The 15,771-nt window shown below is 58.1% G+C and carries 17 protein-coding genes; 8 read left to right on the top strand and 9 right to left on the bottom strand.

Translation table 11 applies throughout. The features are described 5' to 3' along the window. Positions 1–86: 86 nt before the first annotated feature. From JJB09_RS05100 to rpsD, 4 genes are all read right to left on the bottom strand, one after another. A complete protein-coding gene (locus tag JJB09_RS05100; RefSeq protein ID WP_201654046.1) occupies positions 87–533 on the bottom strand; it encodes a hypothetical protein in 447 nt (148 codons plus the stop codon). A gap of 45 nt (positions 534–578) precedes the next feature. Further along, entirely contained in the window at positions 579–1,142 is a 564-nt protein-coding gene (locus JJB09_RS05095; protein WP_201654043.1) for a YceI family protein, read from the bottom strand. Between the two features lie 12 nt (positions 1,143–1,154). Further along, positions 1,155–1,742 carry a cytochrome b gene (locus tag JJB09_RS05090; RefSeq protein ID WP_201654040.1) on the bottom strand — a complete coding sequence of 196 codons (588 nt, stop codon included), beginning with the start codon at positions 1,740–1,742 and terminating at the stop codon, positions 1,155–1,157. 93 nt (positions 1,743–1,835) lie between these two features. After that, positions 1,836–2,453: a 30S ribosomal protein S4 gene (gene rpsD, locus JJB09_RS05085; protein ID WP_201654037.1), complete on the bottom strand. Its 618-nt coding sequence runs from the start codon at positions 2,451–2,453 to the stop codon at positions 1,836–1,838. 364 nt (positions 2,454–2,817) lie between these two features. On the opposite strand from rpsD, the gene JJB09_RS05080 reads away from it, so the two are divergent. After that, the gene (locus tag JJB09_RS05080; protein ID WP_201654034.1) at positions 2,818–3,801 is read left to right on the top strand and encodes a TerC family protein; all 984 of its coding nucleotides are present in this window, start codon (positions 2,818–2,820) and stop codon (positions 3,799–3,801) included. 137 nt (positions 3,802–3,938) lie between these two features. Next, entirely contained in the window at positions 3,939–4,304 is a 366-nt protein-coding gene (locus tag JJB09_RS05075) for an MmcQ/YjbR family DNA-binding protein (RefSeq protein ID WP_201654031.1), read from the top strand. A 2-nt stretch (positions 4,305–4,306) separates the two neighbouring features. On the opposite strand, the gene JJB09_RS05070 is transcribed toward JJB09_RS05075, so the two are convergent. After that, the gene (locus JJB09_RS05070) at positions 4,307–5,815 is read right to left on the bottom strand and encodes a helicase HerA domain-containing protein (protein WP_201654028.1); all 1,509 of its coding nucleotides are present in this window, start codon (positions 5,813–5,815) and stop codon (positions 4,307–4,309) included. Positions 5,816–5,996: 181 nt separating this feature from the next. Here JJB09_RS05070 and JJB09_RS05065 point away from each other — a divergent pair, with 181 nt between their 5' ends. Further along, positions 5,997–6,551, top strand: a complete 555-nt coding sequence (locus JJB09_RS05065) for a flavodoxin domain-containing protein (protein WP_343228984.1) — start codon at positions 5,997–5,999, stop codon at positions 6,549–6,551. A gap of 130 nt (positions 6,552–6,681) precedes the next feature. Beyond that, positions 6,682–7,668, top strand: a complete 987-nt coding sequence (locus JJB09_RS05060; RefSeq protein WP_210341654.1) for a flagellin N-terminal helical domain-containing protein — start codon at positions 6,682–6,684, stop codon at positions 7,666–7,668. Positions 7,669–7,751: 83 nt separating this feature from the next. Here the strand turns inward: JJB09_RS05060 and JJB09_RS05055 are convergent, their stop codons facing one another. Further along, a complete protein-coding gene (locus tag JJB09_RS05055; RefSeq protein WP_201654022.1) occupies positions 7,752–8,966 on the bottom strand; it encodes an NADP-dependent isocitrate dehydrogenase in 1,215 nt (404 codons plus the stop codon). A gap of 188 nt (positions 8,967–9,154) precedes the next feature. Between JJB09_RS05055 and JJB09_RS05050 the strand changes: the two genes are divergently transcribed. The 4 genes from JJB09_RS05050 (at position 9,155) to murI (ending at position 11,939) form a co-directional block, all read left to right on the top strand. Next, on the top strand, positions 9,155–9,718 hold the full coding sequence (locus JJB09_RS05050; protein ID WP_201654019.1) for a hypothetical protein: 564 nt from the start codon (positions 9,155–9,157) through the stop codon (positions 9,716–9,718). Next, the gene (locus tag JJB09_RS05045; RefSeq protein ID WP_201654016.1) at positions 9,715–10,260 is read left to right on the top strand and encodes a hypothetical protein; all 546 of its coding nucleotides are present in this window, start codon (positions 9,715–9,717) and stop codon (positions 10,258–10,260) included. Before JJB09_RS05050 ends, JJB09_RS05045 begins: the two co-directional genes overlap by 4 nt. Positions 10,261–10,351: 91 nt before the next feature. Then, a complete protein-coding gene (locus JJB09_RS05040; protein ID WP_201654013.1) occupies positions 10,352–11,155 on the top strand; it encodes an RNA methyltransferase in 804 nt (267 codons plus the stop codon). Beyond that, positions 11,139–11,939: a glutamate racemase gene (gene murI / locus JJB09_RS05035; RefSeq protein ID WP_201654010.1), complete on the top strand. Its 801-nt coding sequence runs from the start codon at positions 11,139–11,141 to the stop codon at positions 11,937–11,939. The genes JJB09_RS05040 and murI overlap by 17 nt, the downstream gene beginning before the upstream one ends. A 249-nt stretch (positions 11,940–12,188) precedes the next feature. Here the strand turns inward: murI and JJB09_RS05030 are convergent, their stop codons facing one another. The 3 genes from JJB09_RS05030 to JJB09_RS27020 form a co-directional block, all read right to left on the bottom strand. Further along, complete coding sequence (locus tag JJB09_RS05030; protein ID WP_201654007.1) at positions 12,189–13,043, bottom strand: AraC family transcriptional regulator; 855 nt, start codon at positions 13,041–13,043, stop codon at positions 12,189–12,191. A 73-nt stretch (positions 13,044–13,116) separates the two neighbouring features. Beyond that, positions 13,117–14,379 (bottom strand): GGDEF domain-containing protein, encoded by a 1,263-nt coding sequence (locus tag JJB09_RS05025; protein WP_201654004.1) that lies wholly within the window; start codon positions 14,377–14,379, stop codon positions 13,117–13,119. Between the two features lie 109 nt (positions 14,380–14,488). After that, entirely contained in the window at positions 14,489–15,751 is a 1,263-nt protein-coding gene (locus tag JJB09_RS27020; RefSeq protein WP_201654001.1) for a diguanylate cyclase, read from the bottom strand. Between the last annotated feature and the right edge of the window lie 20 nt (positions 15,752–15,771).

The following is a 15,771-nucleotide window of genomic DNA, read 5'->3' as shown; positions in this document are numbered from 1 at the left end:
AGACAGGCAATAAAGGATTAAGCTGCGGGGTCAAGCGATCCCCGTGCACCATCTCGCATTCACGGGTGCTTTTGACGGGCTGGGCGTCACATGCAGGGGTTCATCTCCGGGCGCCGGTTGATCTCGAGCAGCTTGTTGGTCGCAGCCTCGATCTCGGCCCTGGGTGGAATCGTCTTGGGATAGAAGACAAGCAGAGGCTGCCCCGGCACACAAACCCCGGCAGCATCGGCTTTCATGTTCTTGAGTACATCGTTGCTCAGCTTCCGCCTGCGCGCCTCAAGTGCCATCACAGATATCTTGGAGTTACGGAGGATGAAGGCATCCATCCTGCCGAGCGACCATTTCAAAGTATCGACGAATTCCGGATCCTTTCCTTTGAAGCATTTTTCCGCCACCGCGATCTGCGTGACCGTAATACTCCAGACGCAAAGTACAGGCCCACGGTTGCTGCTCAACGGTGGCTCCACTTCGGTGGCATGGGCACCCTGCCCTATCATGGAAAATAGCCCCAAAAAGAATATTACGAAACGCATGCCTTCTCCCTGAAACGACGGACCAGCCCCTGGGCAACGCCGCATCTATTGCCTGGCCCCGACCAGCATCATATCCAGCACCACGACATTCGAATAGACCGGCGCTCCGACATCCATACCGAACAACGCCCGCGACATCTTGCCGGTGACGTGGAATTTCAGCGTCCCGCCGGATCGCCCCCCGAACGCGACGGAAAACCGTGTCGGCCTGGTCACGCCTTTTGCCGTCAGGCGACCGTCGATGCTGGCGGTGTTATCGCCTGTTCGTTTTACGCTGGTGGAGCGAAACGTCACCACGGGATACTTGGCCGCATTGAAAACCGGCTCGGAACGTATGAATTCTTCCACGCGCGGATCGACCGCGCTGACGCTTGCGGGTTCCAGGGTGAAATCGACCTTTGAACGCGAGACGTCCCGACCATCCAGCTGGAACGATCCCTTGAAGCGCTTGAATTCTCCCGCGACGGCCGCGCCGCCCATCTGCGCGACGGAAAAATGTATGCGTGAGGACGGCAGCACGCGATAGCGGCCCGCCGCATCGCTGAATGCATCGGCTGAAGCGACCATCGGCCAAATAAGCAGGACGGCAATGAGCATCACTCGCTTCATACGGGCCTCCTGTCAGTTTTTATCGATACGGCTGTCCTTGCGACCGGCAAAGCCCGGCCTCACCATCTTCATCAGTATATCATCCCTGTGATGAAAATGATGCCTCAGCGCGGCAAGAATATGGACGGCAACCAGGAAGATCGCACCATAAGCGAGAAAGCCGTGAATGCTCGTCCACACCTGTTCCGAGTGCAACGAAATGCCCAGCGGAAGCGACGGGATGACGAACAGGCCGAAGAACCATGTGGCGATCGGCAAGGGTGAGGTCGAAACGACGGCCCAACCGGTCAGCGGCAGGACAAACAGTGCGAGATAGAGGAGGAAATGCGATCCCCGCGACAGCTGCTTTTCCACCTCCGGCATGCTTGCGGGCGGGGCCGGCCGCCATGAGCCCAACGCCCAGATTACGCGCAGAACAGCAAGCGCCAAAATCGTGAAACCCAACGACTTGTGCAACTGATAGAGATTGTATTGTGCCAGCAGGTCCTTGAGGCCCTGCATGTACCAGCCAATCCAGAACTGGCAGAGAAACAGCGCTGCCATGATCCAGTGGAACAGGAAGGAGACTAGACCCCAGGATTTTTCGGTGTTGCGAAGCATCATTTCATCCGGAGCGAGAAACTGGACGCAGTAGACAACAAAAAAGCCGCCCTTGCGAGCGGCTTTCTCAAAATTCGGATCGGGTTGATCAGATCAACGCGAGTAGAATTCGATGACCAGGTGCGGTTCCATGACGACGGCGTAAGGCACGTCGGCAAGCGTCGGAACGCGGATGAAGGTCGCCTTCATCTTGGAATGATCGGCTTCGACATAATCAGGAACGTCGCGTTCAGCGAGCGAAACGGCCTCGAGGACGATCGCGAGCTGCTTGGACTTATCCTTGACTTCGATGACGTCGCCGGCCTTGCAGCGGTAGGAACCGATGTTGACGCGGACGCCATTGACCTTGACGTGGCCGTGGTTGACGAACTGGCGGGCAGCGAAGATCGTCGGGACGAACTTGGCACGGTAGACGATGGCGTCCAGACGCGATTCCAGAAGACCGATGAGGTTTTCCGGGGTGTCGCCCTTGCGGCGTGCTGCTTCGTCGTAGGTGGCGCGGAACTGCTTTTCGGAGATATCGCCGTAGTAGCCCTTGAGCTTCTGCTTGGCCTTCAGCTGAACGCCGAAGTCCGAAAGCTTGCCCTTGCGGCGCTGGCCGTGCTGGCCCGGGCCGTATTCGCGGCGGTTAACCGGCGACTTCGGACGGCCCCAGATGTTCTCGCCCATACGGCGGTCGATTTTGTACTTAGACGATGCGCGCTTGCTCATCGCATTTCCTTTCGTTTTTATGCCCGTCTTGCGACCGGCTGTTGTTTAAGGAAACACGCCCTCCTCTGAGAAAGCCTTGCGGCCAACTCTGACAGGTTTCTCACATCAGCAAATGGAGAAGCCACGGGACATGCTCTATCTCCTGAGGCAGATGCCAACAGAAAACAAACACCGGGCTGGATTGGCCCGGAGTTGAGCGGCTTCTACGACCCGACCGGAAAAATGTCAATGTCAGGGTTGAAAAGAATCGTGACCTGCCCCACTTAGCGGTTCGCAACAGGATTCCGGGCCCCTCTGACGTGACTCCCGGACAGTCACGTGATGTCGGAATGAACAAGCCAACCTTGTCCGGTTCAGGTTGACTATGCAATTCCTCCATATTGAACTTATGGGCACCCCCGCATGGATGTGGGCGGTGTTTCTTTCCGTCGTTCTCGCTCTTCTGGCGCTCGATCTGGGCGTCCTGCACAAAGGCTCACGCGAAATCGGTATTCGCGAGAGCCTTTTGCTTTCCGCTTTCTACATCTCCATGGGCATCGCCTTCGGCGGCTGGATCTGGTTCCAGTCTGGCGAGCAAAAAGCCATCGAATACCTGACAGGTTTTGTCATCGAAAAATCGCTCGCGATGGACAACATCTTCATCATCGCGATGATCTTCTCGTATTTCGCGATACCCCGACAATACCAGCATCGCGTGCTGCTCTACGGCATCCTCGGCGTCATCGTGCTGCGCGGCATCATGATCGCGGCGGGCGCGGCCATCGTGGAGAACTTCCACTGGGTGCTCTATTTCTTCGCCGCCTTCCTGGTGATCACCGGCATCCGCATGCTGTTTTCGAGCGGTCACAGCGACGATCTCGAAAACAACCGCGTTCTGAAATTCCTGCGTAGTCACCTGCCGGTGACGAAGGATCTGCACGGCGAGAAGTTTCTGGTTCGCGAGGCAAATCCGGCGACCGGCAAGATGAAAACCTGGGTAACGCCGTTGTTGCTCGCCCTGATCATGGTGGAACTCGCCGACCTCGTGTTTGCTGTCGATTCCATTCCGGCAATCTTTGCGATCACGACGGATACGTTCATCGTCTACACCTCGAATATCTTCGCCATCCTTGGTCTCCGGGCGCTCTATTTCGCCCTTGCCGCAATGATCAACCGCTTTGCATACCTCAAGTATGCCCTGGCTGCGGTGCTGATCTTTGTCGGCTCGAAGATCTTCGTTGCCGACATGCTGGGCATCGCCAAGATCCCGCCTGCGCTGTCGCTCGGTATTACCGTATTCCTCCTGACGGCCGGCGTCGTCGGCTCGCTGTGGGCCACGAGGAACGAAAAACCGGCGCAGATTTCCTGACGCCAAACCAAAAAGAGGGCGCGCCGACCATAAGTCGGCGCGCCCTTCCACATTCCCCATATGCTTTTGCTTGTTGAACAACCTCGGCAAATCAGCAAGACTCCCGATACTGTGCAATGCAACACCCGGGAGGCGGCATGTCACTTTTCAAGCAAACGGCGTTCGATGCCTTCGCCGGTTCGCTGCCCGGCGTCACGTTCGTTGACCAATGGGAATCGCGTGTCGCCAAGGTCGGCGGCAAGGTCTTTGCGCTGTTGACCACCGGCAAGGACGGCCAGGAGCGCATCGTCTTCAAATGCCCCGAAGAATCCTTCGTCATCCTGACAGCGATCGACGGAATATCGCAGGCGCCCTATTTCGCCAAGCGCCAGTGGGTTTCTGTCTCGTCGCTGGCGGAGTTCCCAGAGCACGATCTCTCCACCTACCTCATGCGATCCTATAAAACTGTCTCGGCTTCGCTGACCAAGAAGCTGCAGCGCGAGCTCGGCATTATCGAGGATTAAACCTATTCCGCAGCGGGACGTTCCGCAGCGCTGTCATCCGGGTTGCCGGGCGCCGTTTCAGAACCAAGGTCCGGGAAGGCCGCAATCCTGTGGCCCAGCCGGTCCTGATGGATGACGACCAGTCCCTGTTCCTCAAAATAGGCAAGCAGCCGACGCGCGCGGCGTACCGAATGGGTGCCATAGGCCCGCGCAATCGCCGCGTCGGATGGACACGGCAGGCCAGCTATGGCGGCATTGGCCAGCACCAGGAACAGCGCCTTGAGATCATCCGTCACGCCGTGCGAAAGGCTTATCGCCTTCTGCCAGATCTCGGAGGCCTGCATTTCCTCATCGGCACCGGAGCGGATCACTGCCAATCTGTGGCGGAAATCGGGAAGAGACACGGTTCCGCCGGTCAGCCTGCGGATACGGCAACGAACGAGGAATTCCTGATAGAGCTCGGAGTCGGTGCGGAAGGCGGCGTCGTCCTTGTCGAGCACATCGGCAAGCGCCGAAGCGACCTGCTCCTCCCGTTCTTCCGGCGTCAGCTCCACACGTTTGGGGCGGGAAGGTTCGCGCGGCTCCGGGTCGATCTCGCGTGGCTTTGAGAGCTCGGCCAGGATATCGGTCGCCGGTCGGGGTGCCGGCTGCACATAACGCGGGATGGGCCGGAAAAATTCTTGCGGGTCGGGCGTTAGAATCAAATCGGCGGCGTCAGCATTGGCTTCGGGCAATGGCATCAGCTTGGGGCTAGACGAACGAGCCGAAGTCTCGACCACGCCGATCTCGACCTTCAGGGGCCGCTTGGTCAACGCCGGACCAAGCGCAACGAACGAACCGCGCGGCAGGTCGCGGAACATTTCCGCCTGCCGGCGATCGAGGCCGAGCAAATCGGCGGCGCGCGCCATGTCGATATCGAGAAAGGTGCGGCCCATAAGGAAGTTCGACGCTTCGGCCGCGACGTTCTTGGCGAGCTTGGCAAGCCGCTGGGTGGCGATCACGCCCGCCAACCCGCGCTTTCGGCCACGGCACATCAGGTTGGTCATTGCGCCCAGCGACAGCCGTCGCGCGTCGTCACTGACCTCGCCACTTGCGGCCGGGGCAAACAGTTGCGCCTCGTCGACCACAACAAGCACAGGATACCAGAAATCACGATCTGCATCGAACAGACCGTTGAGGAAAATGGCCGCGGCCCGCATCTGCTCCTCGGCGTCCATGCCTTCGAGCGACAGGACGCAGGAAACGCGATGCTGGCGCACGCGCGCCGCGATGCCGAGCAACTCGGCTTCGGTCCGCTCGCCTTCGATTGCCACATGGCCGTAGCGGTCGGCCAACGTGACGAAGTCGCCTTCTGGGTCGATGATGACCTGCTGCACCCAGCCTGCGGACTGCTCCAGAAGGCGGCGCAAAAGATGCGACTTTCCCGAGCCGGAATTGCCCTGGACCAGAAGGCGGGTCGCCAGCAATTCCTCGAGGTCGAGGGTAGAACGAGCACCGCCCTGCCCCACGCCCATGTCTATCGCTGCCGTCATCCTATTCCTCAGAAATATGCGAACCCTCCTTTAACAACGATTCGCCGTAGCGGGGCAGAAGAAATTGTCCAACTCACAGCGTTTTCACGAACCTGCGCCTGTTGCCACATGTTGATTTCGATCAACGCGCGGGACCACGGGTTCCGGCACGCTTACCTCGTCAGCATCTACCCGGAGCGATATCATAAAGATACTGATCGTTTATGCCACAATCGAGGGCCAGACGCACAAGATCGCCGAAACGATGGCTGCTAGCCTGGAAAAGCGAGGCCATGTCGTCGCCCTGACCAATTCCGCCGAGGCGCACGAATTTGGGCTGGAAAGGCCCGAGGCGGTCATTCTTGCTGCCCCCGTCCATGCCGGTCGTTACCCCACACCGTTCGTCGACTTCGTTCATCGGGAACAGGATTGGCTCAACGGCTTGGTTTCGGCGTTCGTGTCGGTCACACTCTCAATCCAGAGCGAACACGAGGATGAGCGCGCGCTGGCGCAAAAATACCCGGAAGCGCTCATGGCCGAAACGGGCTGGAAGCCGGACATGGTGCACCATGCCGCCGGTGCCCTGCGATATACCCAGTACGACTTCTTCAAGCGCTGGATCATGCGGGAGATCGCAAGGAAGGAAGGCGCCCGCCCATATGACGGCAATGACGTTGAATTCACGGACTGGACCGCGCTCGAAGGGTTTCTGGATAGATTCCTTGCCATGGCAAGTACGGCCGCAACGAAGGTTTAACCTAAACGCTAACCAAAGATTAACCCTAACGCTTAGGTGGTGATTAACTGCGACGCTGCAAGCTATGCATATGAATCAGTGCTTTGCCGGTTGCGGCGTTTTGCGACAGAAATGCTGGTTCGGTCAGGCCATGTTTTATCCATGTATTGAGTTCGGTAGCGCCGTGACGAGTATTGTTACAAATTTGGGAGCGATGGCTGCCGTCCAGCAGTTGCGCTTGATAGGAGCATCGCGGCTGGAAAGCCAGCAGCAGGTGGCGACAGGCTATCGCGTCGAGTCGGCGAAGGACAACACCGCCTACTGGTCGATCGCCACGACGATGCGATCCGATGGAAAGGCGCTTGCCGCAGCGGAGGATTCACTGGGATTGGGCGCGGCCGTCGTCGGCGTGGCCTATTCCAGCATGAACTTTGCCGTTGGCGTGGTCGATGAAATCAAGGCAAAGCTCGTTTCCGCCCGCGAACGGGGCGTCAATCTGGCCAAGGTCAATGCTGAGATTGTAGAGCTTCGCAACGAGCTCTATTCGATCGCAGACTCGTCATCGTTCAATGGCGAGAACTGGCTGCGCCGCAGCTCGCCTGCCGACGATGTCGACAAACAGATGGTAGGTTCGTTCAATCGCGATGCGAATAGCAACGTCGCGGTGACATCTCTGACTTATTCGTTTGCCAATGCCCAGGGTACCAATCACCTGATCGACGATGTCGACGGCAAAGGCATTCTCACGAGCCCACAATACGCCCGTGAACTCGGAACGGACACGGAATGGGTCCTCATGAAAGGCCGGCAAAGCGTCGGCCAGATCGAATTCACCCTGAACCAATCCACGACAACAGCAGACATTGACGAGATGATAAGCGTCACCGACAGGATGCTGCTTGCCATGACGGACGTTGCATCCAATCTGGGCTCGATGGTGTCTCGGATCAAGCTGCAGGAAAACTTCGTCATCGACTTGCAAGACAGCCAGGCACGCGGCGTTGGCCGGCTTGTCGATGCCGATCTGAATGCGGCTTCAGCACGGCTTCGCGCGGTCGAGACCCAAGGCAAGCTTGCCAATCAGGCGCTTTCGATCGCCAATGCCAGCCCGCTGGCAATGCTGCCGCTGTTGACCTGACTTTCCAGTCGACCAGACCCACATAGCAAAAACCCGGCCTCTTTCGAGACCGGGTTTTTGCGTTCAATCCAAATCAGATAAACTTAAGCGGCCATGGCCTTCTGCAGGTTCTCGTCGATCTTGTCGAGGAACCCGGTGGTCGACAGCCAGGGCTGATCCGGACCGATGAGAAGCGCCAGGTCCTTGGTCATGAAGCCGCTTTCGACGGTCGAGACACAGACCTTTTCCAGTGTGTCGCAGAACTTCGCCAGATCGGCGTTGTCGTCTAGCTTGGCGCGGTGCGCGAGACCACGCGTCCAGGCGAAGATCGAGGCGATCGAGTTGGTCGAGGTTTCCTGACCCTTCTGGTGCTGGCGGTAGTGACGGGTCACCGTGCCGTGCGCGGCTTCGGCTTCGACCGTCTTGCCATCTGGCGTCAGAAGCACCGAAGTCATCAGGCCGAGCGAGCCGAAGCCCTGCGCAACCGTGTCGGACTGAACGTCGCCGTCATAGTTCTTGCAGGCCCAGATGTAGCCGCCGGACCACTTCAGTGCCGAGGCGACCATGTCGTCGATCAGGCGATGTTCATAGGTGATGCCGAGCGCATCGAAATCGGCCTTGAATTCCGTCTCGTAGATTTCCTGGAAGATGTCCTTGAAGCGACCGTCATAGACCTTGAGGATGGTGTTCTTGGTCGACAGGTAGACCGGCCACTTGCGCATCTTGCCGTACATCAGCGAGGCGCGGGCGAATTCCTTGATCGATTCATCGAGATTGTACATGCCCATGGCGACACCGGCGCCCGGTGCCTTGTAGACTTCCTTCTCGATGACGGAGCCGTCTTCGCCGACGAACTTCATCGTCAGCGTGCCCTTGCCGGGGAACTTGAAGTCGGTGGCCTTGTACTGGTCGCCGAAGGCATGACGACCGACAACAATCGGCTGGGTCCAGCCCGGAACCAGGCGCGGCACGTTCTTGCAGATGATCGGCTCGCGGAAGATCACGCCGCCGAGGATGTTGCGGATCGTGCCGTTCGGGCTCTTCCACATTTCCTTGAGCTTGAATTCCTTGACGCGCTCTTCGTCCGGGGTGATCGTCGCGCACTTGATGCCGACGCCATGCTTCTTGATGGCATTGGCAGCGTCAACAGTCACTTGATCGTTGGTGGCATCGCGATTTTCGACCGAAAGATCGTAGTAGTCGATGTCGAGATCAAGATAGGGGTGGATCAGCTTGTCCTTGATGAACTGCCAGATGATGCGGGTCATCTCGTCGCCGTCGAGATCGGCGACCGGGTTTGCTACCTTGATCTTTTTCATGAATGTACCTCTTTGTTTTGCCGCGTTGGGATAATGGCGCGGCCCGCTTATTGGCGTCGGGTTCTGCCTATAACACCGCACGGCCCCAAGGCAAATATTGATTGCCCTTGCGACGTCGAATTGACGCAATTTTCAATCTCTGTTCCCTTGCGCCCACGATACAGGGAATCACTGCGAGGAATACTGCCATGCTTGGAACACGAACGATCGCCGCTTTGCTGCTGATGGCATCACCCGCGCTTGCAGCAGGACCGGAAGATCCGGTGAAATCCATCATGGATCTCGCCACCAAGCTCTGGAGCGACAGCGGCGCCGAGGGGCAGGACTATTTTGACAAGCAGCGACTGGATACGCTCTACTCCAAGGCTTTCGTCTCTGCCTACCAGCAAGCCGCGAAGTTTCCGATCTACGATGAGGCAGGCGGTCCGTTCGGCTATGACATCGTCACCAACAGCCAGGACGGCTGCCCGCTCAAGGATCTGGCCATCGTCAATCAGGGTGAGAAAGCCGGTGTCACCGATATCAAGGTGACGTTCAAACTCTACACTTGTTTTGACGACGACCCGACATACAAAGACGGGGTGTCGGAAGTGCATTTCGATGTCATCATGGAGAACGGCCAGCCGGTCATCGCGGATATCCATCGCGTTATCGAGGGCAAGGCGGACTCATTGATAACCGAAATGCAAGACATTGCCAAAAACGGCGGCGCCGCACCCGACGACGCGCCAACAGATCCGGAGCAGAAATGAGAAAGATAGCAGCAGCCGCCCTCCTCCTTGCCATTCCAGCCATCGCAGCGGCAGCCTCGCCGGAAGACCCGGTGCGGCGCATGATGGACGTCGCCACGGCACGCCTCGATGAACAATCATCCGGCGGCGATTATTTCGATACGCCACGGCTCGGCCGCGACTACTCCGGCCGCTTCGTTGAGGCATACACGGCTGCATCGAAGTATCCCGCGTACGACGACGGCTCGAGCAATCCCTTCGGATACGATGTCATCGCCAATGGCCAGGACGGCTGCCCCCTTGAAGACGTCACCTATCGCGAGGGCCAGAGCGATGGTGCGAAGAAGACTGTCGTCGTCAGGTTCAAGCTCTGGCAATGCATCCCGAAGGACGAGCAGGGCTATGACTCGATCAGCGAAGTCCGCTTCGACGTGGTGACGGAAAACGGCCAGCCCGTGATCGATGACATCCACCGCATGCGCGACGGCAAATGGGATTCGCTGGTCGCGGAGATGGCCGAGATCGTGAAGTTCGGCGAACAGAATGCATCGACGCCGCAATAAACCGATTCAAGTCGCTACCGCAGCGCAATGATTTTACAGGGCTAACAGCATCTGCTATCGGCGTCGGACATTTCTTTTTTCGAGATAGGCAATGTCCGGCACCAATAGCGAACTGGAACTGATCACCGGCGGCCCTGTGGTCGTACTCGTCGAGCCCCAGCTTGGCGAGAACATCGGCATGGTGGCGCGTGCCATGGCGAATTTCGGTCTGTCCGAGCTTCGGCTCGTCAATCCGCGCGATGGTTGGCCGAGTGAAAAAGCGCGTTCCGCTGCCAGCAAGGCCGATCATGTGATCGACGGTGCCGTAGTCTACGACACGCTGGAAGAAGCGATTGCCGATCTCAATTTCGTCTATGCGACAACGGCACGAGAACGCTATGGCTTCAAGCCGGTGCGATCGCCGGTTATCGCCGCCCAGACGCTGAAGAGCAGATACGACGCCGGCGAGAAGGTCGGCGTGCTCTACGGCCGCGAAAAATCCGGCCTGTCCAACGAGGAAGTGGCACTCGCCGACGAGATCGTCACCTTCCCCGTCAACCCCGCTTTCGCCTCGCTCAACATTGCCCAGGCCGTGCTGCTGATGTCCTATGAATGGATGAAACAGAGCATCGAGGCAGCCGAGCACACCCCATTTCAGGCGCTCGATCAGGAGCCCGCCACCAAGGAACAACTGTTCGGCCTGTTTGATCATATTGAAGAGGCACTCGACGCACGCGGCTTTTTCCGGCCTGCCGCCAAAAAGCCGAAAATGATCGACAACCTGCGTGCGGTCCTATCCCGCCGCGCCTTCACCGCGCCTGAAATCAAGGTGATGCGCGGCGTGATTTCCTCCCTCGACCGGTTTTCCCGCAAGCGACCGCGCGGTGCCGGCAGCCCGGATGATAATGATGAATGATACTGCAAAGCCGATCCTGGTGTTCGATTCGGGCATCGGCGGCTTGACCGTGCTTCGCGAACTGCGCGTACTGATGCCGGAGCGCAGCTTCATCTACATCGCCGATGATGCCGGCTTTCCCTATGGCAACTGGGCTGAGCCGCAGCTTCGCGAACGGCTGCTTTCGATCTTCAAAGAATTCATTCGCGATCATCAGCCAGAAGTATCCGTCATCGCGTGCAATACGGCGTTTACGCTGGCCGGCGCGGATCTGCGCGAGGCTTTCCCCGATCACACTTTCGTCGGCACGGTGCCGGCCATCAAGCCGGCAGCGGAACGCACGCGCTCCGGCCTGGTTTCGGTTCTCGCCACGCCGGGTACCGTCAAGCGCGCCTATACCCGCGATCTCATTCAGTCGTTCGCCACGCAATGCCATGTACGCCTCGTCGGCTCGCAAAACCTCGCCCGCATGGCGGAAGCCTATATCCGCGGCGATAAGGTTCCAGACGAGGATATCTCTGCCGAAATCGCCCAATGCTTCTACGAGAAGGATGGCGCCAAGACCGATATCGTCGTGCTCGCCTGCACGCACTACCCGTTCATGGCCAATGTGTTTCGCCGGCTGGCCCCATGGCCCGTGGACTGGATCGACCCGGCCGAAGCGATTGCCCGTCAGGCCCGCCGCAAAGTGCCGGCGCTGGAGCAGCTGGGCATCGAGCCGCATGTCGACCGGGCGATTTTCACATCAGGAAATCCGGATTTCTCGACAAGGCGGCTGATGCAGGGTTTTGGGCTCAGCGTTTAGTTCATGGCGCATCCCAGGCACATATGACTTCGAAGACCTCTCCGAATGCGGGCGTGAAATTATCTCGCGCACCGGGACGATGATGTTCGGGTTGGAAGTCCCTCGAGGGATGACTTTTATCGCCGATCCGCAGGGTGGAATGGAGAGCATGGAAAACATGCTCTCCATCATGATGGCTATCCGTTCTTATTATCCATAGGTCTGATGCGGCGCGAAATTTAAGATGCGACTTGCTTTAGGAAATCCCACCTACTTCAATGGCACGCAGATCTCCGTTAGCAATTCGGACGCAGGAACCTCGCGCGGATTGTTAACATAGACCTCGAAGAGTGGTGCGTCGCGCAATTCGCGGCCCGCTCCCTTCAACCACGTGCTATAGAGCCAGCGATAAGCAAGCTGCAGGTTGGCGTATGGTCCCTTGTGGGTAAGAACGGCGTAATCGCCACCTGCCGTATGAAAGCTCTTCAATCCTGCCGGCACAGTGGTCGCAGATGCCAGCACAACGCAAGCCGCCGACCGCAGTTGTTCGACCGCCACTGTATCGGGATCATCGAGGTAAAGCCCAAACATTTCCCTGACATCGCCCAGCCGGTCTGCTCCGGCCAGTTGCGAGAACAGTGTCGTGAAGGCCTTGTTGATCTCCATATACGAGCCGGCGTGGTCGATGCCGACCGCGCTTTTGTCGCTAAGCTTTCTAATACTGACGTCATACATGACGGTGTCTCCGTTTGGTTTCGGTTGCAACGGAGCGACATGCTTTCCCTGCTTTCGCCAAGCGGCCGGCGGTATTCCGTAATCCGCCCGGAAGATCCGGGTGAATGATTGCAGATTGGGATAGCCGCACTGCCTGGCGATATCGGCGATCGGCCTCGTTGTCGTGACGAGGTCGCCCGCCGCCCGATGCAGCCGGAGACGCTTGACCGTCATGGCCGGCGTCTCGCCCAGCACGGCGCGATAGATGCGGTGCCAGTGGTAGGCCGACATGCAGGCAATTTCCGCCAGCCGGTCCAGATCCAGTTCCTCATCCAGATGGGCATGGATATGGTCGGTAACGCGGCGGATGCGCTTTTCGTAGTTGATCCAGGGATTGCTGTGTTCGCTCATTTTCATTTCCGTTCGACGGAAACTCTGAACCACGGATCGATTTGACAAGTCTTGCTGACTTGCAAAATGACGATCATGCCCGGCCCGGCCTGCTACGGACCGAGATGCGGCTGAGGCGCTTCTTGGACAGGCTGATACGGCTTTCCTCGCCACCCTCGAAAATTTTCTGGAGGCGCATGGCCGGATGGAAGACGCTGGCGCGATTGCGGCCCTCGCGCTTGCTGACATAAAGTGCGTTGTCGGCCCCCGCCATCAGGTGATCGAAATCCAGTCCGGCTTCCGCAATGCTGGCAATCCCGATGCTGGTGGTTACCTTCAGCACATGGCCGTTGAAACGCATGTCGAGCGCCTCGACGCCAGTGCGAATTTTATCGATGAAGGCAACAGCTTCATCTTCCGAACGGCCCGCGACGAACAATCCGAACTCCTCACCGCCGAGACGGCCGAACACCATCCCGTCTTCCAACTCGCTCTCAACGTAACGCGCAAAAATCTGCAGGACCCGGTCCCCCGCCATATGGCCGTACGTATCATTGATTTTCTTGAAATAATCCAAATCCAGCACAGCCAGCGACGCGGCCTTGGGCTTGCGCGCAAGCAGTGCGCCCGTTTCGGAGACAAAATAGCGGCGGTTTGCGACCGACGTCAGACTGTCGACTTCAGCAGCCAGCTTGTAGCGACGTTCGGAGCGCTCGCGGATCAGAACAAGGAAAACGAAAGACGTGAATGTACTCTGCAGGAAGGCTTCGAGTGCCAATATCGTGAACCAGTTGACTTCTCGCAGGAAGGTTACCTCATCGAGCGGAAACTGATGGGCGAGCGGAATGCGCAACGAATAGAACACGGCGTGGCAGCCGTAGAAAACCACGGCCAGCAGTGCAGATGGCAGCCGCTCCTCTTTCCAGCTCGCAAATGCGGCGAATGCAGCCAGCACTGTGTAGGAGGAAACAATGGCCGAGATAATCATGATGCGAAGATTGAAGTCAGCCCGAACCGCCTCAAAGCAGATGAGCGAGAGTATCCAGATCCCCGGGCCGATCGCCAGCAAGCGCCAGTCGACCTTTTTTCGCGCAAACACCAGAAAACCTGCTCCGACCAGCGCGTAACCGGTGATAACTGCGGCGTTTCCGAGAGCGATGCCGAACCAGATGGGTGTTGATGTCCGGAACGCCAAAAGCACGAAACCGACGGTGATCATCCACATCGCCGCGCACCACCAGCCGACGGCTTTCTCATTGCGTTCGAACAGCCATACGAAGGACAGGACGAGCGCCAACACCAGTGACACCAATCCACTGCACAGCATCACAGTGAGAATACTGAAAAAATCCGGCAAAAAGCACCTCTCCTGATCAAGAGATGCAATAGCGCTAAAGGTTTAATAAAATGGCCAATACTTGCGGCGTGGCCCAATTTGACAAGCGTTGTTTACTTGCAAACCCAACCTATGCCCTGCCAGGCTTGCTGCGGATCGAAATGCGACTGAGACGTTTCTTTGACAGGCTGATGCGACTTTCCTCACCGTTCTCGAAAATCTTCTGGATGCGCATGGCGGGGTGAAAGACGCTGGCGCGATTGCGACCTCCATGCTTGCTGACATAGAGAGCGTTGTCGGCCCCCGCCATCAGATGGTCGATATCCAACCCGGCTTCCGCAATGCTGGCAATGCCGATGCTGGTGGTTACCTTGAGGACTTGGCCGTTGAAACGCATGTCAAGTGCTTCGACGCCGGCCCGGATTTTCTCGATGAAAGCCGCCACCTCCCCTTCGGAGCGATTGGCGACGAACAGCCCAAACTCCTCGCCGCCGAGCCGGCCGAACACCATACCGCCTTCCAGCTCGTTCTCTACATAGCGCGCGAAGATCTGTAGGACACGGTCACCCGCCATATGTCCATAAGTATCATTGATTTTCTTGAAGTAATCCAGATCCAGCACCGCCAGCGATGCGGCCTTGGGCTTGCGTGCAAGCAAATCACGCGTTTCGGAGACAAAATACCGGCGGCTTGCAACCGATGTCAGGCTGTCAATTTCGGCAGCCAGCTTGTAGCGACGTTCGGCGCGCTCGCGGATCAACGCGAGGAATACGAAAGACGCAAACACGCAGTGGACAAATGCCTCCAGCGAAACCACGGCATACCAGAGAGAACCGTAGTTTACCGAGACATCCTGCACCGGCGACACGATAACCATAGGGATGCGCACGACATAGAACAATCCATGGCTGGCATAGAAGGCGACGGCCGCCAGCAGCGACGGCAAGCGCTCGAGCTTCCACTGGCGCCAGCACTCCAATACCACCAGAAAGCAATATAGGCCGATCGCCAATGAACTGACGATAACTCGCTTGTTCACATCGTTGTGGACGGCTTCGAATCCATAGACGCAAACAAACCAGAAAGCCGAGCCTGCCAAAACCAGGGGCAGCTTGGCCTTCCTGCCGGCAAAGGCAGCAAATCCCGCTGCAATCAAACCATAAGCGACGATGGCCGCCGCATTGCCCAACCCTATTCCGAACCACCACGGCGTGACAGCCCGAAATGCCAGCAGGGAGGCGGCAAGCGTGCCCATCCACATGCTCAGGCACCACCAGCCAACAGCTTTCTCGCGCTTTTCGAAAATCCAGACGAAAGTCAGAGCAAGCGCGACCACCAGCGTCATCAGCGCCGTGCAGACCATGATTGTCGCTATGTTGAGTATGCCGACCACGCGCGCTCTCCATAAATCGA

This window comes from Phytoamicus setariae (assembly GCF_016722925.1).
GTDB classification, from domain to species: Bacteria; Pseudomonadota; Alphaproteobacteria; order Rhizobiales; family Rhizobiaceae; genus Rhizobium_E; species Rhizobium_E setariae.
Note: the sequence above shows the minus strand (reverse complement) of the source record. Positions and strands in the feature narration are given on the sequence as shown.